Annotated in this window: 22 protein-coding genes and 1 riboswitch; of the genes, 13 read left to right on the top strand and 9 right to left on the bottom strand. The window is 62.3% G+C overall.

Annotation, left to right across the window (positions count from 1 at the left end; genetic code table 11):
• Positions 1–13: 13 nt before the first annotated feature.
• The 3 genes from ybeY to miaB all read right to left on the bottom strand — a co-directional run bounded on the left by ybeY (position 14) and on the right by miaB (position 2969).
• A complete protein-coding gene (gene ybeY / locus BVG79_RS02730) occupies positions 14–511 on the bottom strand; it encodes an rRNA maturation RNase YbeY (RefSeq protein WP_085785527.1) in 498 nt (165 codons plus the stop codon).
• Entirely contained in the window at positions 508–1548 is a 1041-nt protein-coding gene (locus BVG79_RS02725) for a PhoH family protein (RefSeq protein WP_085785526.1), read from the bottom strand. The genes ybeY and BVG79_RS02725 overlap by 4 nt, the downstream gene beginning before the upstream one ends.
• 95 nt (positions 1549–1643) lie before the next feature.
• On the bottom strand, positions 1644–2969 hold the full coding sequence (gene miaB / locus BVG79_RS02720; protein ID WP_085785525.1) for a tRNA (N6-isopentenyl adenosine(37)-C2)-methylthiotransferase MiaB: 1326 nt from the start codon (positions 2967–2969) through the stop codon (positions 1644–1646).
• 181 nt (positions 2970–3150) lie between these two features.
• On the opposite strand from miaB, the gene BVG79_RS02715 reads away from it, so the two are divergent.
• From BVG79_RS02715 to BVG79_RS02680, 8 genes are all read left to right on the top strand, one after another.
• Complete coding sequence (locus BVG79_RS02715) at positions 3151–4017, top strand: hypothetical protein (RefSeq protein ID WP_085785524.1); 867 nt, start codon at positions 3151–3153, stop codon at positions 4015–4017.
• A gap of 101 nt (positions 4018–4118) precedes the next feature.
• A complete protein-coding gene (dld, locus tag BVG79_RS02710; RefSeq protein ID WP_085785523.1) occupies positions 4119–5819 on the top strand; it encodes a D-lactate dehydrogenase in 1701 nt (566 codons plus the stop codon).
• A 127-nt stretch (positions 5820–5946) separates the two neighbouring features.
• Entirely contained in the window at positions 5947–7455 is a 1509-nt protein-coding gene (locus BVG79_RS02705; protein WP_085785522.1) for an ABC transporter substrate-binding protein, read from the top strand.
• A gap of 18 nt (positions 7456–7473) precedes the next feature.
• Positions 7474–8433, top strand: a complete 960-nt coding sequence (locus BVG79_RS02700; protein ID WP_085785521.1) for an ABC transporter permease — start codon at positions 7474–7476, stop codon at positions 8431–8433.
• Positions 8433–9266 (top strand): ABC transporter permease, encoded by an 834-nt coding sequence (locus BVG79_RS02695; protein ID WP_085785520.1) that lies wholly within the window; start codon positions 8433–8435, stop codon positions 9264–9266. Before BVG79_RS02700 ends, BVG79_RS02695 begins: the two co-directional genes overlap by 1 nt.
• Positions 9263–10969, top strand: coding sequence for an ABC transporter ATP-binding protein (locus BVG79_RS02690; protein WP_085785519.1), 1707 nt, complete (start codon positions 9263–9265; stop codon positions 10967–10969). The genes BVG79_RS02695 and BVG79_RS02690 overlap by 4 nt, the downstream gene beginning before the upstream one ends.
• A gap of 2 nt (positions 10970–10971) precedes the next feature.
• Positions 10972–11958, top strand: a complete 987-nt coding sequence (locus tag BVG79_RS02685; RefSeq protein ID WP_085785518.1) for a serine hydrolase domain-containing protein — start codon at positions 10972–10974, stop codon at positions 11956–11958.
• Complete coding sequence (locus BVG79_RS02680; protein ID WP_085785517.1) at positions 11951–13069, top strand: anhydro-N-acetylmuramic acid kinase; 1119 nt, start codon at positions 11951–11953, stop codon at positions 13067–13069. The genes BVG79_RS02685 and BVG79_RS02680 overlap by 8 nt, the downstream gene beginning before the upstream one ends.
• Here BVG79_RS02680 and BVG79_RS02675 read toward each other — a convergent pair.
• Positions 13066–13485 carry a GNAT family N-acetyltransferase gene (locus BVG79_RS02675; protein ID WP_085785516.1) on the bottom strand — a complete coding sequence of 140 codons (420 nt, stop codon included), beginning with the start codon at positions 13483–13485 and terminating at the stop codon, positions 13066–13068. The genes BVG79_RS02680 and BVG79_RS02675 overlap by 4 nt on opposite strands.
• Positions 13486–13555: 70 nt before the next feature.
• Here BVG79_RS02675 and trpA point away from each other — a divergent pair, with 70 nt between their 5' ends.
• From trpA to pth, 4 genes are all read left to right on the top strand, one after another.
• Positions 13556–14347, top strand: a complete 792-nt coding sequence (gene trpA / locus BVG79_RS02670) for a tryptophan synthase subunit alpha (RefSeq protein ID WP_085785515.1) — start codon at positions 13556–13558, stop codon at positions 14345–14347.
• Positions 14348–14374: 27 nt separating this feature from the next.
• The gene (locus BVG79_RS02665) at positions 14375–15538 is read left to right on the top strand and encodes an alpha-hydroxy acid oxidase (protein WP_085785514.1); all 1164 of its coding nucleotides are present in this window, start codon (positions 14375–14377) and stop codon (positions 15536–15538) included.
• A 93-nt stretch (positions 15539–15631) separates the two neighbouring features.
• The gene (locus tag BVG79_RS02660) at positions 15632–16219 is read left to right on the top strand and encodes a 50S ribosomal protein L25/general stress protein Ctc (protein WP_085785513.1); all 588 of its coding nucleotides are present in this window, start codon (positions 15632–15634) and stop codon (positions 16217–16219) included.
• Between the two features lie 78 nt (positions 16220–16297).
• Positions 16298–17008, top strand: coding sequence for an aminoacyl-tRNA hydrolase (gene pth / locus BVG79_RS02655; protein WP_085785512.1), 711 nt, complete (start codon positions 16298–16300; stop codon positions 17006–17008).
• On the opposite strand, the gene trpB is transcribed toward pth, so the two are convergent.
• The 5 genes from trpB to rpsA all read right to left on the bottom strand — a co-directional run bounded on the left by trpB (position 17005) and on the right by rpsA (position 21428).
• Positions 17005–18231: a tryptophan synthase subunit beta gene (gene trpB, locus BVG79_RS02650; RefSeq protein ID WP_085785511.1), complete on the bottom strand. Its 1227-nt coding sequence runs from the start codon at positions 18229–18231 to the stop codon at positions 17005–17007. The two genes, pth and trpB, sit on opposite strands and share 4 nt — an antisense overlap.
• Positions 18232–18303: 72 nt before the next feature.
• On the bottom strand, positions 18304–18936 hold the full coding sequence (locus BVG79_RS02645) for a phosphoribosylanthranilate isomerase (RefSeq protein ID WP_085785510.1): 633 nt from the start codon (positions 18934–18936) through the stop codon (positions 18304–18306).
• Positions 18936–19298 (bottom strand): LapA family protein, encoded by a 363-nt coding sequence (locus BVG79_RS02640; RefSeq protein WP_085785509.1) that lies wholly within the window; start codon positions 19296–19298, stop codon positions 18936–18938. Before BVG79_RS02640 ends, BVG79_RS02645 begins: the two co-directional genes overlap by 1 nt.
• 8 nt (positions 19299–19306) lie before the next feature.
• Complete coding sequence (ihfB, locus tag BVG79_RS02635; protein WP_085785508.1) at positions 19307–19588, bottom strand: integration host factor subunit beta; 282 nt, start codon at positions 19586–19588, stop codon at positions 19307–19309.
• A gap of 172 nt (positions 19589–19760) precedes the next feature.
• The gene (gene rpsA, locus BVG79_RS02630) at positions 19761–21428 is read right to left on the bottom strand and encodes a 30S ribosomal protein S1 (RefSeq protein WP_418268949.1); all 1668 of its coding nucleotides are present in this window, start codon (positions 21426–21428) and stop codon (positions 19761–19763) included.
• Positions 21429–21726: 298 nt separating this feature from the next.
• Here rpsA and carB point away from each other — a divergent pair, with 298 nt between their 5' ends.
• The gene (gene carB / locus BVG79_RS02625) at positions 21727–25059 is read left to right on the top strand and encodes a carbamoyl-phosphate synthase large subunit (RefSeq protein ID WP_085785506.1); all 3333 of its coding nucleotides are present in this window, start codon (positions 21727–21729) and stop codon (positions 25057–25059) included.
• An 84-nt stretch (positions 25060–25143) separates the two neighbouring features.
• A riboswitch (cobalamin riboswitch) is annotated at positions 25144–25330 on the top strand.
• Positions 25331–25430: the final 100 nt, after the last annotated feature.

Genomic DNA, 25430 nt, shown 5'->3' with positions numbered 1-25430 from the left:
CCCATCCAAAAAACTAGTGGTGATCCGAATATGGGTCAGCCAGACCCATTTTGCCAAGGATTTCTGTCTCAAGGCCTTCCATCAACGTGGCGTCGGCCTCGCGTTCGTGATCAAATCCCAGCAGATGCAGGCATCCATGCACTAAAAGGTGGGTCACATGGTCGGCCATAGGCTTGCCTGCTTCCTCGGCCTCGCGGGCGCAGGTCTCGAACGCGATCGCGATATCACCGATTTCGGGGGCATCCCCCGCCACCGGCAACAGCGGTATTTCGCCGGCGACACGCGCGCCACGTTCTTCGGACGGCCACGACAGCACATTTGTGGGTGTCGGCTTGCCGCGAAAATCGGCGTTCAGATCGGCGATTCGCGCGTCGTTGCACGCCAGCAGACTGACTTCGAGGTCGCCCGGCAGTGCAAGACGCGCGGCAACGGCCGCGGCGGCCTTCTCGGCCAGTGCCTCCAGATCGACCGCCTGCCAGCGCGATTCCTCGATCAAGCAATCCACGATCATTGCGCGGCTTTCCTTTCCTCATCCGCCTCGTAGGCCGAGATGATTTTGGCGACCAAGGGGTGGCGCACCACATCTTGTGCGGTGAAGTAGTTGAAGCTGATGCGGTTGATGCCTTTCAGCAGCCGCTCGGCCTCGGCCAGACCCGATGTTACGCCGCGCGGCAAGTCGACCTGCGTGCGGTCGCCCGTGATGACCATGCGCGACCCCTCGCCCAGACGGGTCAGGAACATCTTCATCTGCATGGATGTGGCGTTTTGCGCCTCGTCCAGCACCACGAAGGCATTCGAGAGCGTGCGCCCGCGCATGAAGGCCAGCGGCGCAATCTCGATCACCTTTTCTTCCATCATCTTCTGCACCTGCTTGCCGGGCAGAAAATCGTTCAGCGCGTCATAAAGCGGCTGCATATAGGGATCGACTTTTTCCTTGGCATCGCCCGGCAAAAAGCCCAGCCGCTCGCCAGCCTCGACGGCGGGGCGCGACAGGATGATGCGGTCAACGTGGCCGCCCAAGAACATCGAAACACCCACGGCAACCGCCAGATAGGTCTTGCCGGTGCCTGCGGGGCCGATGCCGAAGGCCAGCTCGTTATCCATCAGGTTGCGCACATAGGTCTTCTGCGCCTCGGTGCGCGGCTCGACCGTTTTGCGGCGGGTGCGGATTTCAACCGGCGCGTCGGGCGCAGGGCGCGGGGTGCCCGTCGGGGTCGGCGCTGCGTCGCGCTGCACCTCGGGCACAGGGGCGGTGCCCATGCGAATTTCGCGGTCGATGTCGGCAGTTTCCAGCCCCTTGCCAGCCTCGAGCCGCTGGTACAGCGCCTCGAGCACGTCGCAGGCGCGTTCGCGGTCGGGGGCGTCGCCCACGACCGACAACTGGTTGCCACGACGCAAAATCTGCACCGAGAGGCGGTCTTCGATCAGCGCCAGATGGCGGTCGTGCTGACCACACAGGTCGATCAGCAGGTAGTTGTCGGGAAATTCAAGGATCGTCTCGCCCGTGTCGGGCTGATGCGGCGCGGGCGGCTGCGGTGTCAGGGACAATCAGTGCTCCTTTATGGCTTGGACACGGGATGAACAGGTAGGTTTGTTGTGCCCCCTGTTCCCCCGTCGCGCAAGCCTCGTGTTGCAAGGCGTGGTCACGCGACCAGCTTACCTGCCAAAGAATTGGTGCTGGTCTGCATGATTTCAACCATACGGATCTTGCCTAGCTCGGTTTCAGGCACTTCGGCGTAAACCGCGTGCAGGTAGCCCGACTTGCCGATCAACTGCCCCGCAAGGCGGCCTTTCTTTTCAAACAGCACCGGAATCGTGCGCCCGACCATACGCGCCAGCGCCGCGTTTTGCTGGCGGGTGATCTGCGCCTGCAGGCGCTGCAGACGCTCGTCCAGCACCTCGGGGGGAAGCTCCGGCTTTTCGGCTGCAGGCGTGCCCGGACGGGCCGAGTATTTAAAGCTGAACGCCGCGCCGTAATCAACCTCGGCACAAAGCGCCAAGGTTTCTTCAAAATCCTGATCCGTCTCGCCGGGGAAGCCGACGATGAAATCCGACGACAGCAAAATATCGGGGCGCGCGGCGCGGATACGCTCGATCAGGCGCAGGTACTGCTCGGCCGTGTGCTTGCGGTTCATCGCCTTCAGGATACGGTCCGATCCCGACTGCACCGGCAGGTGCAGGTAGGGCATCAGCTTGTCTTCCTCGGCATGGGCGGCGATCAGGTCATCGGCCATGTCGTTGGGGTGCGATGTGGTGTAGCGGATGCGCTCCAGCCCGTCGATACGCGCAAGGCGGCGCACCAGATCGCCCAAGCCCTCGGCGCCTTGGCCGTGCCACGCATTGACGTTCTGGCCCAACAGAGTGATCTCGCGCACGCCAGCCTCGACCAGCCCCTGCGCCTCGGCCATGATCTTGTCGGCGGGGCGCGACACTTCTGACCCACGAGTATAGGGCACCACGCAGAAAGCGCAGAACTTGTCGCAACCCTCTTGCACCGTCAGGAAGGCGGTCGGGCCACGCTGGGCGCGCGGGCGCGCCTTCAGGTGGGCGAACTTGTCTTCCTCGAATTCGGTATCAACCGCGCGGCGGCCCGACCGGACGCGCGCTTCCATTGCGGGAAGGTTGTGGTAGCTTTGCGGGCCGACAACCAGATCGACCAGCGGCATGCGGCGCATGATCTCTTCGCCCTCGGCCTGCGCGACGCAGCCAGCGACGCCGATCTTCAGGTTCGGGTTCGCATCCTTCAGCGGCTTCAACCGGCCTAGGTCGGAATAAACCTTCTCGGCCGCTTTCTCGCGGATGTGGCAGGTATTCAGCAGCACCATGTCCGCCTCGTCGGCGTTATCGGTGGTGACATACCCCTGCGCGCCCAGCGTTTCGGCCATGCGTTCGCTATCGTATACGTTCATCTGGCACCCGTAGGTTTTGATGAACAGTTTTTTAGTCGCTTTTTCGGCTTGGTTGTCCATGAAGTGACCTTCCCGCGCTCGTATCAGGCTCGCAATGTTGAAGGTTGCCATAATGCGCGCCCGCCACACTTGCAATGCCACCGCCTTTGCGCGATCAGTTGCACATACAGTTTTGCAACTTGTTTTTCGCAACCCTTTCTCCGCGACCTTTTTTCTCGGAAAACCGTTTCAAGGACTCAGGATGCGCTACCCCAGCATCGACCACTTTCTAGCCAATGCCAGTACACTGCTGGCCAAAGGACCGATCGGCATCATCTATGCAGACGATACGATCGAGGTTGAAAGCACGATCAGCCATCACCTTGCGCGCGGTCTGCGTGTTTTGATTGTGCTGGGGCACCCGTCGTTCAGCATCGCGCCCGAATTGGCGGATCTGGTCCATTATATCGAATACGACGTCTTTGCCGAAAACGGGCTGCCGCGCGCGGTGAACCGCCTGCTGGCCGCCGCGCCCGAAAAGGTCTGGTTCTATTACTGCTACAGCGGCGAATATCTGTTTCACGCCTTCAGCGAATACCGCTCGCTGGGCGAGCTTACGACATTTTGCGCCGAAGAACGCCGCGACAGCGTGCTGACCTATGTCATCGACCTCTACCCCAGCGACATCCAGCGCAACGACAGCGGCGTCAGCCTGTCGGACGCCTATCTGGATCGCACCGGCTATTATGCGTTGGGGCGAAAAGACAAAGAAAACAACTACGAAGAACGCCAACTCGACTTCTTTGGCGGCCTGCGCTGGCGGTTCGAGGAATACGTCCTGCCCCGCTACCGCCGGATCGACCGTGTCAGCGTATTCCGCAACGTGCGCGGGCTGGAGCTGTTGCCCGACCACCGCCTGAACATGGCCGAATACAACACCTACGCCTGCCCGTGGCACCATAGCCCGACGGCGGTGATCGCGTCGTTCCGCACGGCCAAGGCGCTGCGACGCAACCCCGGGTCGAAGTTCGACATCAAATCGTTCATGTGGCACAACTCTGTTCCGTTCACGTGGAATTCGCAGCAACTGCTCGATTTCGGCCTGATGGAACCCGGCCAGTGGTTCTAAGCTGCACCGGCAAGCAGCTGTAAAACGCCTTTCCCCCTTGAAGGCTGCGCGGCGCTGGCCTAGCCAGACACGGTAAAACGTTACTGCACAGGCCCGCCCCCATGACCGAACTTTCCGCCGCAGATTTGATCGCCCGCCTGACCGAGGTTGTCGGGGCCGCCCATGTGCTGACGGCCCCCGACATGATGGCCCCCTTCACGCACGGCTACCGTTTTGGCGCTGGCCCTGCCGTCGCGGTCGTCCGCCCGGGTTCGCTGCTCGAGCAATGGCGTGCCTTCAAGCTATGTGTCGAATCGGGGCGTATCATCATCATGCAGGCGGCCAACACCGGCCTGAACGGCGGATCGACCCCCTTTGACGACCAATACGACCGCGAGGTTGTGGTCATCAGCGGGATGCGCCTGAACCGCATCGACCTGCTGGACGGTGGCAATCAGGTGCTCTGCCAACCGGGCGCGACGCTGCATCAGCTGGAAAACACCATCAAGCCGCTGGGCCGCGCCCCGCATTCGGTCATCGGATCGACCACCATCGGCGCGACCGTCGTCGGCGGCGTGTGCAACAACTCGGGCGGAGCACTGATCCGGCGCGGGCCAGCCTATACGCAGCTATCGCTGTTCGCGCGCGTCACCGCCGACGGGCGCGCCGAATTGGTCAACCACCTTGGCATCAATCTGGGCGATGATGCCGAAACGATCCTGTCGCGGCTGGATGCAGGCGATTACACCGCCGCCGACGTAATCCATGATGCGGGCAAGCGCGCATCAGACCCCGACTACCAACAACTGGTGCGCGACGTCGACGCGCCCACGCCCGCGCGCTACAACAACGACCCGCGCCTGTTGTTTGAAGCTGCGGGCAGCGCAGGCAAGCTGTGCGTGTTCGCCGTGCGGATCGACACCTTCCCCTCGGGCGGGCCGAGCACCGTGTTCTATGTGGCGTCGAACGATTTTGCCGAACTCGGGGCGCTGCGCCGCGCCGCGCTGACCGAATTTGCAACGCCGCCTGTCGCGGGCGAATACATCCGCCGCGATGCCTATGATCTGGCGACGAAATACGGGAAAGACATCTTCCTGTTCCTGAAATATGCCGGAACCGAAAAAATGCAGCTGGCCTACCGCATGAAGTCGCGCTTTGACGCCTTCACCAAGCGGATCGGGCTGGGCGATACGCTGTCGGATGTCGTGCTGAACGGGCTGATGCGCATTTGGCCGAACCACCTGCCCAAACGCATGAACGCCTTTGCCGAAAAGTACGAACACCATGTGCTGCTGCGCATGGATGGCGACGGCGTGGCCGAAGCGCGCGCATGGCTTGGCGCCCACTTCCCCAGCGCGACCGGCGACTTCTTTGAATGCACCGAGGCCGAGGCCGCCGACGCGTTCCGCCACCGCTATGCGGTTGCAGGCTCCTCCGTGCGCTATCGCGCCGTGCACCACAAGCGGTTGGACAACCTTGTCTCGCTGGATATGGCTCTACCCCGCAACGTGCAGGACTGGCGCGAGGATCTGCCCGCAGACGTGCCCGCCAAGGTCGAGATGACCATGGCCGCCGGGCACTTCCTGTGCATGGTCTTCCACTATGACTATGCCATCAAAAAGGGCTTCCACTGGCACGAGGTCGAGGCCGACATCATCGCGCATCTGGCCAAAAACGGTGTCGAATTCCCGTCCGAACACAACGTCGGGCACCTGTATCAGGCCAAGCCTGCGCTGGCGGATTTCTACCGGTCACTTGACCCGACGAACACCATGAACCCCGGCATCGGCCGCACCACGCGCAAACGCAACTGGGCCAACTGACCGCGTGACGGCGCCTTTTGGCTGTGTCATTGTGGCGTTCGGCACGCAAACGGGCCCCGATTCCCATGCCGAATCTATTTAATGGGCCCAAGCCGAACCATTCAGTCCTGTGGAGGGGACCCCGAAAATGACATTCAAAAAAGCAAGCTGGATTTCTGGCCTTGCGCTAGCAGCCTTTGGCGCCATCGCAGCGCCCGTCAGCGCCGAAACACTGCGTTTTGCTTGGGCCCAAGATGCCACCGGCATCGACCCGCACAAGCAAACCGCCTTCCCGTCGCTACGTTTGATGGAACTGGTGTACGAGCCGCTGGTGCGCCTTGACGCAGACCTGAACATTGTCGGGGCCGTGGCCGAAAGCTGGGAATTCAGCGATGATTCCAAAACGCTGACGTTCAAGCTGAACCCGAATGCCAAATTCTCGGATGGCACCAGCGTGACCTCCGCCGACGTGAAAGCCACGTTCGAGCGTATTCTGGACGAGGCCACTGGTGCCGCCGCGCGCGCAAACTTCGCCTCGATCGAAACGATCGACACCCCCGATGACACCACGGTCGTCTTCAACCTATCGCTAGCCGATGTGCCGCTGCTGACGGCCCTTAGCTCGGCCAACGCCTCGATCGTGCCGGCAGCGGCGATTGCTGACGGCAGCCTTGGCACCACCGTTGTCGGCTCGGGCCCCTTCACCCTGACCAGCTGGGAACCGAACAGCCGCGCCAGCTTGGGCGTGAACGAATTCTGGGCGGGCGGCGATGTCGCCTATGACGGGATCGAGATTTCGGTTCTGCCCGATGAATCGGCGATCCTCGCCTCGCTGCGTTCGGGCCAGACCGATTTCGCGCTGCTGAACGACCCGCTGATCGCAACGCTGGTTCCCTCGGTGTCGGGCGTCACGCTGAACCGCACGCCGCAGCTGGCCTACCACGTGCTGCAGCTGAACGCCTCGCACGCGCCGTTCGACAATCTGGCGGTGCGTCAGGCCATTTCCTGCGCCATCGACCGCCAAGACGTGCTGGACACCGCCATGATCGGCGAAGGCACCGTGACTGGCCCGCTGACCATGCCCGCCTACGCGACCGATCCGGCGAACCTGTTCTGCTACCAGCAAGATCTGGACAAAGCGCGCGAGCTGATGGCCGAGGCCGGCTTCCAGAACGGTTTCGAGGCCACCGTCGTCGTCGCCACCGGCGAGCCGCCTACCGCCGCATCCGAGGCCCAAGTCATCCAAGCCCAGCTGGCCGAAATCGGCATCAAGCTGGACATCAAGATGATGGAACTGAGCGTCTATGTCGACACGTGGCTGAAGGGTGACTTCGATATGGCTGTTGCGCTGAACGGCGGCCAACCCGACCCGTTCACCATGTACAACCGCTATTGGACCAAGGCAGGCAACCTGCAGCACGTCGCCGGTTACATCGACGACACGCTGGACGAGCTGATGCTGGAAGGCCGCGCCGAATCCGATCTGGCCAAGCGCCGCGAGATTTTCGCAGCGTTCGAAGCCCATCTGGCCGAAACCTCGCCTTGGGTCTGGCTCTACACCGCCTATGCCTATTCAGCGCTGCGTGACAACGTGACGGGCTTTGTGCCCACGCCGCAAGGCTCGTTGTTCTCGTTGGCCAACGTAACGATCAACTAACGACTAACGGAAGCCCCGATGACGTATTTTCTGCGCCGGCTGATCACCTTTCCCCTGATCATGCTGGGGGTCTCAATCTTGGTCTTTGTCGCAATCCGCCTGATCCCGGGCGATTCGATCACGGCCATGCTGGGGACTGAATCGGGGCTTCTGACACCCGACCAACGCGCCGCTTTGGCGCAATATTTCGGCATCGACCAGAACTGGTTGGTGCAATACGGACGCTGGATCTGGGGGGTGCTACAGGGCGATTTCGGCCTGTCCATCACCTATGGCAAACCTGTGCTAGAGGTGATCGCCCAGCGATTTCCGCTTACGCTGGAACTGGCGGTGCTGTCGCTGGCCATCGCGCTGATCATCGGCATGCCAGCGGGCATCTATGCCGCCACGCGCCAAGACAAACTGTCCGATCTGATCGTGCGCATGGTCGCCATGATCGGCCAATCGACCCCGAACTTCGTGATCGGCTTGGTTGTCCTTTACATTCTGTCGGCCCTGTTCGGCATTTCCCCCACGATGGGCCGCTACATCGGCCTCCGGGAGGATCCGATCGGCAACCTGACACAGCTGGGCCTGCCCGCGCTGATCCTCGGGTTCTCGTTCGCGGCGTCGGTCGCGCGGATCTCGCGCTCATCCATGCTGGATGTGCTGAACGAGGATTATGTCCGCACCGCCCGCGCCAAGGGCGTCAAGCGGGGCAGCGTGATTTGGAAGCACGCGCTGCGCAACGCGCTGATCCCTGTCGTCACCCTCAGCGGGGTGGAATTTGGCTACCTGCTGGGCGGCGCTGTGATTGTCGAGCAGATCTTCGCCCTGCCCGGCCTTGGCCGCGTGGTGCTGGAGGCCATTGGCCAACGTGACTATGCGATGGTGCAAGGGTCTATCTTGTTCATCGCACTGAATTTCTTGGTGGTAAACTTGCTGGTCGACCTGCTTTACGTCGCGCTTGATCCCCGCATCCGGTTGGAGACGCGCTAATGTTCAAACGTCTTTTGGCGCACCCCAGCGGCCGCATTGGCGGGCTGATCGTGCTGTTTTTCCTGATTGTCGCGCTGTTGGGCCTGTTCGGGCTGACCCCGCACGACCCGCTGCAGCAATTCCGCATCGACCGGATGAAAGCCCCCAACGGCACCTACTGGATGGGTACCGACCTGTTCGGGCGCGACGTCCTCAGCCGGTTGATGCTGGCGGTGGGGCAAAGCTTTATCGTGGCGTTCCTCTCGGTCGCGATTGCCGCCACCATTGGCACGCTGCTGGGTTTGCTGGCGGCGTGGTTCGGCGGCTGGTCTGATGGCAGCATCATGCGCGGCATGGATGTGCTGCTGGCGTTCCCCTCGATCCTGCTGGCGATGCTGATCATCACCGTGCTGGGCGCGGGCATGTGGACATCCATTCTAGCCATCGCGCTGGTTTACACCCCCATTTTCACCCGCGTCGTGCGCGGTCCCGCCCTGTCAATCAAATCGCGCGATTTCGTCGATGCGGCGCGCACCTTTGGATCATCGCGCCGATACATCCTGACGCGCCACCTGATGCTGAATCTTGTCGCGCCCCTGACGGTGCAGGTCACGCTGGCACTGGCATGGTCGTTCCTGACCGAGGCTGGCCTGTCGTTCCTTGGCCTTGGCGTGCAGCCCCCGGCCCCCAGCTTGGGCCTGATGCTATCCGACAGCCGGAACATGATGGAAATGGCCCCGTGGATTATGATTTTCCCTGCCCTGACGATTATGCTGATCATTCTGGGCTTCAACCTGCTGGGCGATGCGCTGCGCGACATCCTTGACCCCCGCAGTCAGGAGCGTTCGGCATGACGACCCTTCTTTCCGTTCAAGACCTGCGCATCGGCTTTGGCAAGAAAACCATCACCGAGGTCGTCAAAGGCGTCAGCTTTGATCTGGCCGCGGGCGAGGTTCTGGCCATCGTCGGCGAATCCGGCTCGGGTAAATCGGTGACCTGCAGTGCGGTGAACCGGCTGATCGACTTTGCGGGCGGGCATATCCTGTCGGGCAAGATCGACTTCCAGCGCCGCGATGGCAGCCGGTTGGACATTGCCGCCGCCACCGAAGACACGATGGAAACCATCCGCGGCGCAGAAATCGGCGTGATTTTTCAAGAGCCGATGACTTCGCTGAACCCCGTGCTGACCATCGGCGAGCAAGTCGCCGAGGCCTTCCGCCTGCACCACGGGCTAAGCGGCGCCGCCGCCATGCAGGCCGCGCAGCAAGCGTTAGAGCGTGTCCGCATTCCCGATGCCGCCCGCCGGCTAAAGAACTTCCCGCACCAACTGTCGGGTGGCATGCTGCAGCGCGTGATGATTGCCATGACGCTGGCCTGCAACCCGCGCCTGCTGATTGCCGATGAACCCACCACCGCGCTGGACGTGACCACGCAGGCCCAAGTCATGGCGCTGCTGGCAGAACTGGGCCGTGAAAGCGGCATGGGGATGATTTTCATCACCCATGACATCGGTCTTGTGGCTGCCATCGCCGACAAGGTGATGGTGATGCAGAACGGGCAAGCGGTTGAATTCGGCCCGCTCGACCTAATTCTGGATGCGCCGCAGCACCCTTACACCCAGCACCTGCTGCGCGCCGTGCCGCATTTCGAAAACGGTGATGCGGTGCGCCGCGATCTGGATGCGACTGCGCCCGTGCTGCTGGATGTGACGGATCTGACCGTGCGCTTTCCGGTGGCGGGCGGTTTTTTGCGGCCAAGCCCCGGCGCGGTGCATGCGGTGGAAAGCGTGGCTTTCACACTGCGACGCGGCGAAACGCTGGGGATCGTCGGCGAAAGCGGCTCGGGCAAATCCACCACTGCCCGCGCGATTTTGAACCTTGTCACCCCCGTGCGCGGGGATGTGCAGGGCAATGCCGATGGCGCGGTGCAGATGGTGTTTCAGAACCCCAACGCCTCGCTCAACCCACGCCTGACGATTGCCGAGATTCTGGCCGAGCCTGTCATCGCCAAAAACAAGCGCCTGACGGCGGACGATAATGCCCGCATGACAATGCTGATCGCCCGCGTCGGCCTGCCCGAGGACAGCCTGACCCGCTACCCGCACCAGTTTTCGGGCGGGCAGCGCCAGCGCATCTGTATTGCCCGCGCGCTGATGCTGAACCCCAAGGTGCTGGTGCTGGACGAGGCCGTGTCCGCGCTGGACGTCTCGGTGCAGGCGAAGGTGCTGGAGCTGCTGATCGACCTGCAACAGGAATTCGGCCTCGCCTACCTGTTCGTGTCGCACGATATGGCCGTGATCGAGCGCATCGCGCACCGTGTCGCTGTGATGTTCGCGGGCCAGATGGTGGAATTTGGTGATGCCGCCGCCGTGCTGTCGCACCCGCAGCACAGCTATACGCAGCGCCTGATCGCCGCCGTCCCCTCGACCCACCGTCGCCACCAAGACTTTGCGCTGAACACGACCGAGATCCCCTCGCTGGTCAAGCCCAAGGGGTTTGAACCTGCTGCGGCTGAATGGGTCAGCCACGGCCCAGATCACAAGGCACGGAAAGAATAGCCATGTCGCATTTCGATGAAGCATTCGCGGCGGTCAGCGCCCATATCGGCACCGGGCGCATACCGGGCGCCGTGCTGGGGTTGGTCACGCGTGACGGCACCCGCGAGTTCCGCGCGATCGGCAACGCCCAGACCGTGCCAGACGTGCGACCGATGACGACGGGCACGTGGTTCGATCTGGCCTCGGTCAGCAAGGTGATCTTCACAACGTCGCGCATTTTGCAGCTGGCGGTCGAGGGGATGATCGATCTGGATGCGCCCATCACCAGCATCATCCCCGATTTTCGCCAGTACGACCCGAACTGCTGGGAACGGCAGGTGACCTTCCGCCAGTGCCTTGGCCACGCCACCGCCTTTCCCGCGGTCGAGCCGATCTATACCTATGGTAACGAGCCCGAGCGCCTGCGCGCCTTTGTGCTGCAGCGCGAATGGCGCAAGCTGGACACGCCGGTCTATTCCGACATCAACTACATCCTGCTGGGCATCGCGCTGGAACGCATCGCGCGCAAACCCATCCGCGCGATGGATGCGGGGGCGGGTTTCGCCTTCTTTGCAGACCCCGCCCATGCCGCTGCGACCGAATACTGCTCGCTGCGCCAGCGCGTTCTGGTGGGCGAAGTGCACGATGAAAATTGCTGGGCGCTCGAGGGGTCGGGCCACGCGGGGCTGTTCGGCACGGTTGAATCCGTGCTGGGCTTTGCCGCCGACCTGCTGGCCCGCCAAGATGATGCCGACGTTCGCCTGATGCGCACCGTCGTGGCTGGCCACCGCACCCACGGCTGGGAAAACCCCTATGATGGGTGGTCGGGCGGCAGCAAATGCAGCGCCGATACTATCGGGCACACCGGGTTTACGGGCACCGGCCTGTGGGTCGATTTCGAACGCGGCCATGCGTGGACGCTGCTGACCAATCGCGTCCATCCGACGCGCCATTTCGACAGCGGCATTTTCACGCTGCGTCAACAAGTTGGGGATATTATCAATGGCTGAACCAATCTGGGCCGTTGGGCTGATGACCGGCACCGTGCTGGACGGCAACATCGACGTCGCGTTGCTGCGCACCGATGGCGAGACGATCAGCGAATTCGGCGCTTACACGCTCGCGCCCTACCCGCGCGCGACGCGCGACCTGCTGGAAGAAACGCTGGCGCAGGCCCGCGTGTGGAACTTTGACGGCCCCGAGCCTGCGATTTTTGCCGAGGCTGAGGACGTCCTGACCCGTGCCCAGTCGCAGGCGGTGATGGATCTGGTGGCCGAGGCTGGCCTTGGCATGGATCAGATCGGCATCATCGGCTTTCACGGCCAGTCGGTGCTGCATCGCGCACCGACCCCTGACCGCCACGGCCAAACCCGCCAGCTGGGCAACGGCGCACTGATGGCGCAGATTACCGGCACCCGCGTCGCCTATGATTTCCGCAGCCGCGACATGGAATTTGGCGGCCAAGGCGCGCCGCTGGCCTGTTCTTACCACGCGGCCCTGCTGCGCGGCGCAGGCACGCAGGACGCCGCCGCGATCCTGAACCTTGGCGGCGTTGCGAACGTCACCTGGACCGACGGCCAAGATCAGGTCATCGGCTTTGATACCGGCCCCGCGAACGCCCCGCTGAACGATTGGGTAAAGCTGCACGGCGCGGGCGACATGGATTTGGGCGGTGCACTTGGCGCGGCAGGTACGGTCGACGAAGATCGCTTGGCCACTTTGCTGCAACACCCCTACCTGACCAAAGCCTACCCCAAATCGCTCGACCGGTTCGACTTTACCGCCGATATGGCCACGGGTCTGTCGCTAGAGGACGGAGCCGCGACTCTGACCGCCTTTACCGCAGGCGCGGTGGGCAAGGCGCTGGATCTGCTGCCACACCGCCCGAACACGCTGTTCGTCTCGGGCGGGGGGCGTCATAACCCGACGCTTATGCGGATGATCGCGGATCGCGCAGGCGTCACCGCCCGCCCGGCCGAGGATCTGGGCTGGCGCGGCGACGCGGTCGAGGCCGAATGCTTTGCCTTTTTGGCCGTCCGCGTCTTGCGCGGCCTGCCGATCAGCTTCCCGACCACGACAGGCGCGCCGGAACCGCTGACCGGCGGCAAGCTGGCAGGCTAAAGCGCCTTGCGTAAAAAGCTGCGCGTGCGGCCCACCGGGAAATCGGGCAGTTCCCCGAACACGGTATAGCCCGCGCGCAGATAAGCCTTCAGCCCGTGCGGGCTGAAGGTGTCGATATAGGCGCCATGGCAGCCACGGCTGCGCGCCTCGGCCTCGGCCATGGCCAACAGGCGGCCCGCCAAACCTTGCCCGCGCTGGGTTTCATCCATCCACAGCCACTGGGTATATAGCCACCCCCACGCGGTATAACCCGACAGGCCCGCGCGCAGCGCGCCGTCTGCATCTTGGGCGAAGATCACCAATTCGCGCCGGTCGGTGGGGCCGACATCCGCGGTGTTGAAGGCGGCCAGTTTTTCCCCCAGCGCCGCGCGCAGCCCGGCATCAGGCGTCTCGGTCAGGGTCAGCGTCAGGTCCATTTCGGGCAACTCCCCATTGCAATTCCGGTTTGCTTCGCACAAACCTGACCCAGTTGAAACGGGGATCCTCATGTCGCGCATCGATGCCAAATTCGCCCAACTTCGCGCCGAAGGGCGCAAGGCCTTTGTCTCTTATGTGATGGCGGGTGACCCCGACTATGAAACCTCGGTCGCGATTGTGAAGGGCCTGCCGGCGGCAGGTGTCGACATTATCGAACTGGGCATGCCCTTTACCGACCCGATGGCCGACGGCCCGACGATTCAACATGCGGGCCAACGCGCGTTGGACGGCGGCCAGACGCTGGAAAAGACGCTGCAGATCGTGCGCGAGCTGCGCAAGACCGACAACACCACCCCCGTGGTGATGATGGGCTATTACAACCCGATCTATTCGCGCGGCGTGCATAAGTTTCTGCAAGACGCGCAGGATGCGGGCATCGACGGGCTGATCGTCGTCGACCTGCCGCCCGAGGAAGACAGCGAGCTGTGCATTCCCGCGAAGGACTACGGCATCAACTTCATCCGCCTCGCTACGCCGACGACCGATGACGCGCGCCTGCCTACCGTGCTGCAAAACACCTCGGGCTTCGTCTACTATGTCTCGGTCAACGGCATCACCGGATCGGCGGCCGCAAACGCTGGCACCGTCGGCCCCGAGGTTGCACGGATCAAAGCCGCCACCGATCTGCCGGTGATCGTCGGCTTCGGCATCCGCTCGCCCGAGGCGGCGCGCGATATTGCGGGCATCGCCGATGGCTGCGTAATCGGGTCGGCCATCGTATCGCGGATTGGCGCGGGCGACAGCGTGCCGCAGGTTTTGGACTTTGTTTCAACCTTGGCCGCGGGCGCACACAGCGCCTAAGGCAACCCTTGGGAGGGGGGAGTGACTATGGCTGTGATGACGACAATCGAGGATCTGCGGCGCGTCTATAAACGGCGCACCCCCAAGATGTTCTATGACTATTGCCAGTCAGGCAGCTGGACGGAACAGACCTTCCGCGACAATACCACCGATTTCGCCGAGATCCGCCTGCGCCAGCGCGTGGCCGTCGATATGTCAAACCGCAGCGTGAAATCGACCATGCTGGGGCAAGAGGTAGCCATGCCCGTGGGCCTTTCGCCCGTCGGGTCGACCGGCATGCAATCGCCCGATGGCGAGATCAAGGCCGCCCGCGCCGCCGCGAAATTCGGCGTTCCCTTCACGCTGTCGACGATGTCGATCTGCTCGATCGAGGATGTGCGTGAACACACTAAGGACCCGTTCTGGTTCCAGCTCTACGTGATGCGCGACAATGAATTCGTCGACAATATCATTCAACGCGCCAAGAATGCAGGCGTTTCGGCGCTGGTGCTGACGCTGGATCTGCAGGTGCTGGGCCAGCGCCACAAAGACCTGAAGAACGGGCTGTCCACCCCGCCAAAGCCCACCTTGAAAACGCTGGCCGACCTGGCCCTGCGCTGGCGCTGGTGCAGCGAAATGGCCCGTACCCCCCGCCGCACGTTCCGTAACATCGTCGGGCACGCCCCCAGCGTCGGCAACCTGTCGTCGCTGTCATCGTGGACGGCCGAGCAATTCGACCCGCAGTTGGATTGGGCCAAGATCGCCCGCATCCGCGAAAAATGGGGCGGGAAGCTGATTCTGAAAGGTATCCTCGACCCCGAAGACGCTGTCATGGCGGCCGATGCGGGGGCCGACGCCATCGTCGTGTCGAACCACGGCGGGCGGCAGCTGGATGGCGCGCTTTCGTCGGTTCGCATGCTTCCCTCGATCGTGCGGGCCGTTGGTGACCGGACCGAGGTCTGGCTGGATTCCGGCATCCGTTCGGGGCAAGACGTGCTGAAGGCGCTGGCGCTGGGGGCCAAAGCGACGATGATCGGCCGGTCGTACATTTACGGCTTGGGCGCGTACGGCCAAGACGGCGTGACGATGGCGCTGGATATCATCCGCAAGGAACTGGATACCACCATGGCGCTGGTCGGCAAACGCGATGTGCGCGACCTGAACCGCGATGTTCTGCTGGTGCCCAAGGATTTCGAGGGGAATTGGACCTGACGCCCTTTCCTTCCGTCACTTTTTGGGTTAGGGGCAAGGCCTCATCGGGCCTTACACCCTTGGAGGAAGGCCCCTCATTTAACGGAGTTTCAAATGGCAAAGACCATTGAACTGAACGCGACCGCGCGTACGGGGACAGGCAAGGGGGCCGCTCGTCAGGCACGTCGTGATGGGCAAGTCCCGGGCGTCATCTACGGTGCGGGCCAAGAGCCTGTCGCCATCAACGTATCGTTCAACGTCCTGCTGAAGACGCTGAAACAGGGCGGCTTCCTGTCGACCCTGATCGACCTGAACGTTGACGGCAAGACCGAGCGCGTCGTTTGCCGTGGCGTGCAGCGCCACGTCGTAAAAGACCTGCCGACCCACGTCGACTTTATGCGTCTGGCTGCAACCACCCGCGTCAACCTGCACATCCCCGTTCACTTCGTGAACGAAGATGCTGCCCCCGGCGTGAAGCGCGGCGGTACCGTTGTCCACGTCCGTTCGGAAATCGAACTGAACGTTCTGGCCAGCGACATCCCCGAATTCGTGACCGTCGACCTGACCGGCCGCAACATCGGCGACGTGATCCACATCGCTGACGTGACCCTGCCCGCAGGCGTCAAGCCGACGACCGAGCGTAACTTCGCCATCGCGAACATCTCGGCCCCCTCGGGCTATGTTCCGGGCGCTGACGAATAAGGCTTACGCCTTTGACGTGTTGACGGGGGCCGCTGGCCCCCGTTTTCATTTGTAGGGGCGGCAATCAAGGAACCCGATATGAAACTGTTCGTAGGTCTTGGAAACCCCGGCGCGAAATATGCCGGAAATCGCCACAATATCGGCTTCATGGCGCTGGATCGCATTGCCGCCGACCATGGGTTCACGCCCTTTCGCAGCCGCTTTCAGGGCCTTGTTGCCGAAGGCGTGCTGGGGGGCGAGAAAGTGCTGCTGCTGAAGCCCGAGACCTTCATGAACCTGTCGGGCCAGTCGGTGGGCGAAGCCATGCGTTTTCACAAATTGACGCCTGACGATGTGGTGGTGTTCCACGACGAATTAGACTTGGCCCCCGGCCGCCTGAAAACCAAAACAGCGGGCGGTCATGCGGGCCACAACGGCCTGCGGTCGATCCACGCCCATATTGGCGAGGCCTACCACCGCGTCCGCATGGGCGTCGGCCACCCGGGTCACAAGGATGCAGTGGCATCCTATGTGTTGCACGATTTTGCCAAGGCCGACCAAGACTGGCTGGATGATATGCTGCGCGGTATTTCCGACGGCGCTGCGGCACTGGCGGGGGGCGATCAGATCAAGTTCCTGAACGCCGTGAACCTGCGCCTAAATCCGCCGCGTTCATCTGGAGGCAACCCCGCCCTGATGCCCAAGGCAAAGCCGCAGCCCAAGCCTGAAAAGCCCGCGGCAGACGTGAAAAAGGGGGAAGAAACCCTCTCCCCCCTTCAGAAACTAGCGCAGAAATTCGGGCGCGATTAACCCTGCAGCTCGACCCCTAGGTGGCGGGCGACGGTGAAGATGTCTTTATCGCCCCGTCCCGACAGGTTCATGACGATGACATGATCTTTCGGCAGCGTTGGCGCCATCTTCATCGCTTGCGCCAGCGCATGCGATGATTCGAGGGCGGGAATGATCCCTTCGTATTCGCAGCACTTCTGGAACGCATCCAGCGCCTCGAGGTCCGTGATCGATTCGTATTTCACGCGCCCGATCGAATGCAGCCAAGCGTGTTCAGGCCCGATACCCGGATAGTCGAGGCCCGCCGAGATCGAGTGGCCTTCGAGGATTTGGCCGTCTTCATCCTGCAACAGGAAGGTGCGGTTGCCGTGCAGCACGCCGGGGCGGCCGCCTGTCAAGCTGGCGCAGTGTTCCATTCGCTCGTCCACGCCGTGACCGCCGGCCTCGACGCCCACGATATTGACCGAATCGTCGTTCAAAAAGGGATAGAACAGCCCCATAGCGTTCGACCCCCCGCCAACGGCGGCGATCAGCGTGTCGGGCAAGCGGCCCTCGTGCTGCAGGATCTGCTCGCGGGTTTCTTTGCCGATAACGGCCTGGAAATCGCGCACCATGGCGGGATAGGGGTGCGGGCCGGCAACGGTGCCGATGCAATAGAAGGTGTCGGCGACATTGGTGACCCAGTCGCGCATCGCGTCGTTCATGGCGTCCTTCAGCGTGCCACGCCCCGATTTCACGGGAATCACTTCCGCGCCCAGCAGCTTCATGCGGAACACGTTGGGGGCCTGCCGCTCGACATCGGTCGCGCCCATATAAACGATGCACTTCAGGCCGAACTTGGCGCAGACCGTGGCGGTTGCCACCCCGTGCTGCCCCGCGCCTGTCTCGGCGATAATGCGCGTCTTGCCCATGCGGCGCGCCAGAATGATCTGGCCCAGCACGTTGTTGATCTTGTGCGCACCGGTGTGGTTCAGGTCCTCGCGCTTCATATAAATCTTGGCGCCGCCCAGTGCTGTCGACAAACGCTCGGCGTAATACAGCGGGCTGGGGCGACCGACATAGTTGCGCCACAGGTCATCCATCTCGGCCCAGAAGGTCGGGTCGGTCTTGGCTTTTTCGTATTCGGCTTGCAGGGCCAGAACCACCGGCATCAGCGTTTCGGACACGAACCGCCCGCCGAAATCGCCAAAGCGCCCGTCTGCATCGGGCCCGGACGTATAACTATTGATGAGGGTATAAGCCATCGCGCGCCTCTTCTGTCAGGTTAGATCGCGTTTATATCCATTGGGCGAGACGGTAAAGCCGAGCTGTTCGCGTCACAGCCCCGCAGCCGCCGCAAAGGCACGAATCAGCGCGGGGTCTTTCACACCCGGCGCGCTTTCAACGCCCGAAGACACATCAACCTGCGCCGCGCCCGTCAGGCGCATCCCCTCGGCTACGTTTTCAGGGGTCAGACCGCCCGCCAGCATCCATGGCTTGGACCAGACGCGGCCTTGCAGCAGGGTCCAATCGAATGCGACGCCGTTGCCGCCGGGCAAAATCGCGCCTTTGGGGGCCTTCGCGTCCAACAAAATTTGGTCAGCTACCGCTTCGTAGGTCGCAATAGCAGGCAAATCATCGCGGGTCGCAACACTGATCGCCTTCATTATGGGCAACCCATAGCGCTGACGCACGGCAGCGACGCGTTCGGGCGTCTCGTGGCCGTGCAGCTGAAGCATTTGCACGCCTATGCGCGCAATGATGGCATCCAGCAGCGCGTCATCAGCATCGACTACTAGCGCGACCAGCTTCAACGCGTCTGGCGCGCGCAGGGCCGCTGCCGTGTCCAAATCAACCGCACGCGGCGATTTTGGAAAGAACACCAAGCCACCATAATGTGCACCAGCATCGGCAACCGATTGCAGGTCTGCGTCGGTGCGCAGTCCGCATATTTTAACCAGCGGCCGCATTACTTCGACTTGCCTGCCCCCAGCAACGCCAGAATTTCGGCATCACCCTGCCCCGACGCATTATCGCGGCGCAGGCGTTGCACCTCGTCGCCCAGTGCGTTCAATTCTTGCCGGTGCTTGGCGACAGCCGCCCGCACAGGGTATTCGCGGATCCATTCCCACAAAAACCCCACCAGCAAGCCAACGCCGACACCGATAAAAATAGCGACAAAAAGCGGCACCTGAATAGTAGGCTGCATACCCAGTGCCTGTGCCAGCCCCGCAGGGATCGCGTGCAAGGTCACGCTGCCCCGATTGGCCAGACCCAGAACAACCAGACAGCCAGCAACCACCAGCCAGAAGACAAGGCGGATAAAGCGCATCACGGGTGCTATTTACCGTTCAACCGGTCACGCAGCAACTTGCCTGTCTTGAAGAAAGGCACGCGCTTTTCTTCGACATCGACAGGTTCGCCCGTGCGCGGATTGCGACCGGTACGCGAATCGCGTTCCTTGACCGAAAATGCCCCGAAACCACGCAGTTCGACGCGGTTTCCCTTGGCGAGTGCGGCGGTAATTTCGTCAAAGATCGTGTTTACGATCGCTTCGACATCGCGGTGGTAGAGGTGCGGATTCTCATCCGCGATCTTTTGGATCAGTTCAGAACGAATCATTGGCTGGGACTCTCCCTCGAAAAATTCACCGAGACGCCCGGCGGGCGGGAAACGACCTTATCGGGCTATTGTGCAGTAGTTCACTGTCTTTGGCAAAGATTCAATGACTTGCAAAAAAAGAAAACCCCACGCCCTTTCGGGCGTGGGGCAATATCCTGCTCAGCGGGGCTGATTAGTCGTTAGCCGACACCTTCAGGGCAGCGCCCAGAATGTCGCCGAGGCTCGCGCCCGAGTCGGACGAACCGTATTGTTCGACGGCTTCCTTCTCTTCTGCGATCTCGCGGGCCTTGATCGACAGACCCAGCTTGCGGGTCTTGGGGTCGATGTTGGTCACGCGAACGTCGACCTTGTCGCCAACCGAGAAACGCTCGGGGCGTTGGTCAGCGCGGTCACGCGACAGGTCCGAACGACGGATGAACGACTTCATGCCTTCGTATTCGACTTCGATGCCGCCGTCTTCGATCTTGGTGACCTCGACGGTGATGACCGTACCACGCTTCACGCCGTCAACGGCATCAGCAAAGGGGTCTTCGTCCAGCGCCTTGATCGAGAGCGAGATGCGCTCCTTCTCGACGTCGACTTCCAGAACCTTGGCCTTCACGACGTCGCCCTTGCGGTAGTCGCCGATCACGTCTTCGCCACGGCCTTCCCATGTCAGGTCCGACAGGTGAACCATGCCATCGATGTCGCCCGGCAGGCCAATGAACAGACCGAATTCGGTGATGTTCTTGACTTCGCCTTCAACAGCGGTGCCCTCGGGGTGCGTTTCAGCGAACACTTCCCACGGGTTGCGTTGGGTCTGCTTGAGGCCCAGCGAAACGCGGCGCTTGGCGCTGTCGATTTCCAGAACCATGACTTCGACTTCTTGCGAGGTCGAAACGATCTTGCCGGGGTGTACGTTCTTCTTGGTCCAGCTCATTTCCGAGACGTGGACAAGACCTTCAACGCCGGGTTCCAGCTCAACGAATGCGCCGTACTCGGTGATGTTGGTGACGCGGCCGGTGTGGACCGATTCCAGCGGATACTTGGTTTCAACCGAGTGCCACGGATCGTCTTGCAGCTGCTTCATGCCGAGGCTGATGCGGTGCGTTTCCTTGTTGATCTTGATGACTTGGACCTTGATGGTCTCGCCGATCGACAGGATTTCCGACGGGTGGTTCACACGGCGCCATGCCATGTCGGTCACGTGCAGCAGGCCGTCAACGCCGCCCAGGTCAACGAACGCACCGTATTCGGTGATGTTCTTGACAACGCCGTCGACCACTTGGCCTTCGGTCAGGTTGCCGATGACTTCGGCACGCTGTTCAGCACGCGATTCTTCCAGAATTGCACGACGCGAGACAACGATGTTGCCACGACGACGGTCCATTTTCAGGATTTGGAACGGCTGCTTCAGACCCATCAGCGGGCCAGCGTCGCGCACGGGGCGCACGTCGACTTGGCTGCCCGGCAGGAACGCAACAGCGCCGCCCAGATCGACAGTAAAGCCGCCCTTGACGCGACCGAAGATGGCGCCTTCGACGCGCTCTTCCGAAGCGTATGCTTTTTCCAGACGATCCCATGCTTCTTCGCGGCGGGCCATCTCGCGCGAGATGACAGCTTCGCCACGGGCGTTCTCGGCGGCGCGAAGGTAAACTTCGACTTCGTCACCAACCTTGATCGAGGGAGCTTCGCCGGGGTTAGCGAATTCTTTCAGGTCAACGCGGCCTTCCATTTTGTAGCCGACGTCGATGATGGCTTGGCCAGCTTCAATAGCAATGACCTTACCTTTGACAACCGTGCCCTCTTGGGGGGTGTCAATCTCAAAGCTCTCCTGCAGAAGGGCTTCGAATTCGTCCATGGTGGTTTTAGCGCACATAAATCAGTCTATCCTTTACGGTGTGTTTTCTGGCCATGCGGTTGTCTCCGCCGGTCTTTTAAGGGGACATTCCCCTCCTCGGATGGGCGCGCCATACAGGAAACGGGCCACCACATCAACAATGGAATCCCCCCGCGGGGCAGATTCAGCATGAATCAGGCGGGTTCGGGGTTGCGCGGGGCGGCGCGCTGTCTATAAGGCAGGACAATTTGGCTGCCCTCTGGCAAAGACGGGCGGCTTTCATCACGAATCTAATCCGCAAGCTGCCGAGGGGAACGCAATGCCGAAGAGAACCGACATCAAGTCTATCATGATCATTGGTGCAGGGCCTATCGTCATCGGTCAGGCCTGCGAGTTTGACTATTCGGGCGCACAGGCCTGCAAGGCCCTGCGCGAGGAAGGCTACCGCGTCGTTCTGGTCAACTCGAACCCCGCGACGATCATGACCGACCCGGAAATGGCCGACGCGACTTACATCGAGCCGATCACCCCCGAAGTCGTCGCCAAGATCATCGAGAAAGAGCGTCCCGACGCGCTGCTGCCCACCATGGGCGGCCAAACCGGCCTGAACACCGCGCTTAAGCTGGCCGACATGGGCGTGCTGGAAAAATTCAACGTGCAGCTGATCGGTGCGAACCGCGACGCGATCGAGATGGCCGAAGACCGCGCCCTCTTCCGCGAGGCGATGGATCGCATCGGTCTGGAAAACCCCAAAGCTACCATCGTCACCGCCCCCACCGGCAAAGATGGCCGCAAAGACCTGAAGGCCGGCGTTCAGATCGCACTGGATGCACTGGACGAGATCGGCCTGCCCGCCATTATCCGCCCCGCCTTCACCTTGGGCGGCACCGGCGGCGGCGTGGCTTATAACCGCGAAGAATACGAGCACTACTGCCACACCGGCATGGATGCCTCGCCCGTTGGCCAAATTCTGGTCGATGAATCGCTGCTGGGCTGGAAAGAATACGAGATGGAAGTGGTCCGCGACAAAGCGGATAACGCCATCATCGTCTGCTCGATTGAAAACGTCGATCCGATGGGCGTCCACACCGGCGACAGTATCACCGTGGCCCCTGCCCTGACGCTGACCGACAAAGAATACCAAATTATGCGTAACGGCAGCATCGCCGTTCTGCGCGAAATCGGCGTCGAAACCGGCGGGTCGAACGTGCAATGGGCCGTGAACCCCGCAGACGGCCGCATGGTCGTGATCGAGATGAACCCGCGCGTGTCGCGCTCGTCGGCGCTTGCCTCCAAGGCCACCGGCTTCCCGATTGCGAAAATCGCGGCCAAGCTGGCCGTCGGCTACACGCTGGACGAGCTGGACAACGACATCACCAAGGTCACGCCCGCCTCGTTCGAGCCGACCATCGACTATGTCGTCACCAAAATCCCGCGCTTTGCATTCGAAAAATTCCCTGGGTCCGAGCCGAACTTGACCACCGCGATGAAGTCGGTCGGCGAAGCGATGGCCATCGGCCGCACCTTCCATGAATCGATGCAAAAGGCGCTGGCGAGCCTTGAGACCGGCCTGACCGGTTTCGACGAGATCGCCATCCCTGGCGCGCCCGAAAAGTCGGCCATCGTCGCCGCGCTGGCCAAAGCCACTCCCGACCGTCTGCGCACCATCGCCCAAGCGATGCGCGAAGGCCTGACGAACGACGAAATCAACGCCGTCACCAGCTTTGATCCGTGGTTCCTTGACCGTATCCGCGAGATCGTGGATGCCGAAGCCGGCGTGAAGCGTGACGGCCTGCCCGTGACCGAAACCGGCCTGCGCGAGCTGAAAATGCTCGGCTTCTCTGATGCGCGTCTGGCCAAGCTGACCGGCCGCGACGAAGACAACGTACGCCGCGCCCGCCTGAATCTGGGCGTCACCGCCGTGTTCAAGCGCATCGACACCTGCGCCGCCGAATTCGAAGCCCAGACCCCCTACATGTATTCGACCTATGAAATGCCCGTCATGGGCGAGGTCGAGGACGAGGCCCGTCCGTCCGACCGCAAGAAGGTCGTGATCCTTGGCGGTGGCCCGAACCGTATCGGCCAAGGCATCGAATTCGACTACTGCTGCTGCCATGCCTGTTTCTCGCTGTCGAAGGTCGGCTACGAGACCATCATGATCAACTGCAACCCCGAGACCGTGTCGACCGACTACGACACATCGGACCGCCTGTATTTCGAGCCGCTGACGTTCGAAAGCGTCATGGAAATCCTGCGTGTCGAGCAAGAAAACGGTACCCTGCATGGCGTGATCGTGCAGTTCGGCGGCCAGACCCCGCTGAAACTGGCGAACCAGCTGGAAGCGGCCGGTATTCCGATCCTCGGCACCACACCCGATGCCATCGACTTGGCCGAAGACCGCGAGCGGTTCCAGAAGCTGGTCGAAGATCTGGGCCTGAAACAGCCGATCAACGGCATCGCCCACTCTGATGCAGAAGCCCTTGAGATTGCGGGCCGTATTGGATTCCCGCTGGTGATCCGCCCGTCCTACGTGCTGGGTGGCCGCGCGATGGAAATCGTCCGCGACATGGACCAGCTGAACCGCTACATCCGCGTGGCGGTGCAGGTTTCGGGCGACAGCCCTGTCCTGCTGGACAGCTATCTGGCCGGCGCGACCGAGGTTGACGTGGACGCCCTGTGCGATGGTACCCGCGTCCACGTTGCGGGCATCATGCAGCACATCGAAGAAGCTGGCGTCCACTCGGGCGACAGCGCTTGCTGCCTGCCGCCGCACACCCTCAGCGACGAAATCGTGGCCGAGATCCGCGTGCAGACCGAAAAGCTGGCGCTGGCGCTGAACGTCGTCGGCCTGATGAACGTGCAGTTCGCGGTGAAAGATGGCGTGATCTACCTGCTGGAAGTGAACCCGCGCGCCAGCCGCACGGTGCCCTTCGTCGCCAAGGCAACCGACAGCGCCATCGCATCCATCGCAGCGCGTCTGATGGCGGGCGAAAAGCTGGACAACTTCCCGCTGCGCGCCCCTTATGAAAAGTCGGCCGATTACGACACGCCGCTGCCCTACGCCGACCCGCTGACCTTGGCCGACCCGAACATGCCGTGGTATTCGGTGAAGGAAGCCGTGCTGCCCTTCGCCCGCTTCCCCGGTGTCGACACGCTGCTGGGGCCGGAAATGCGCTCGACCGGCGAGGTCATGGGCTGGGACCGCAGCTTCGCCCGCGCCTTCCTGAAGGCGCAGATGGGCGCGGGCACCGACCTGCCGAAATCGGGCACGGTGTTCATCTCGATCAAGGACAGCGACAAGGGCCCGGTCATGCTGGAAACGGCGCAAATCCTGACCAAGCTTGGATTCAAGATCTTGGCGACGCGCGGCACGCAGGCGTGGCTGGCCCAGAACGGCGTCGAAGCTGGCGTTGTGAACAAGGTGTATGAAGGTGGCCTGACCATTGTCGATCGCCTGAAGGATGGCCTGATCGCGCTGGTGCTGAACACGACCGACAACACGCAGACGATCTCGGACAGCCGCCAGATCCGCGCCGTCGCGCTGAACGACAAGATCCCGTATTTCACCACCGCTGCGGGTGCAAATGCGGCCGCGCAGGCCATTCAGGCCCGCGAGGAAGGCGAGATCACCGTCCGCGCGCTGCAAGCCTAAGGGCAGATTGCAGCAAGAAGACCACACCGCCCCCGGCAACCCGCCGGGGGCGGTTTCATTTTGTTGACACCGCCCAGCGCCCGACGCATCAGGGGGAACCTTGGTGCCCGCACACGCGGCCGAACAGGGAATGCGGTGCAAATCCGCGGCTGCCCCCGCAACTGTAAGCGGCGAGCGAGGCCCGAACATGCCACTGGGGCCATCCTGGGAAGGCCGGTGCCCCGCAAAGACCCGCAAAGCCAGGAGACCTGCCATAGGTGGATCACCCAATCCGGTCGCGGGGCGCGTATCGGACGGCGGCGCAGCTGCGCCATCCCAGCGGTGACGTTCACCGCCGGCTGACACCGGCATGTTTCTACAGGCGGCACGCC

The organism is Ketogulonicigenium robustum, assembly GCF_002117445.1.
GTDB classification, from domain to species: domain Bacteria; phylum Pseudomonadota; class Alphaproteobacteria; order Rhodobacterales; family Rhodobacteraceae; genus Ketogulonicigenium; species Ketogulonicigenium robustum.
The sequence above is the reverse complement of the archived record's forward strand: the minus strand, read 5'-3'. Positions and strand labels throughout refer to the sequence as shown.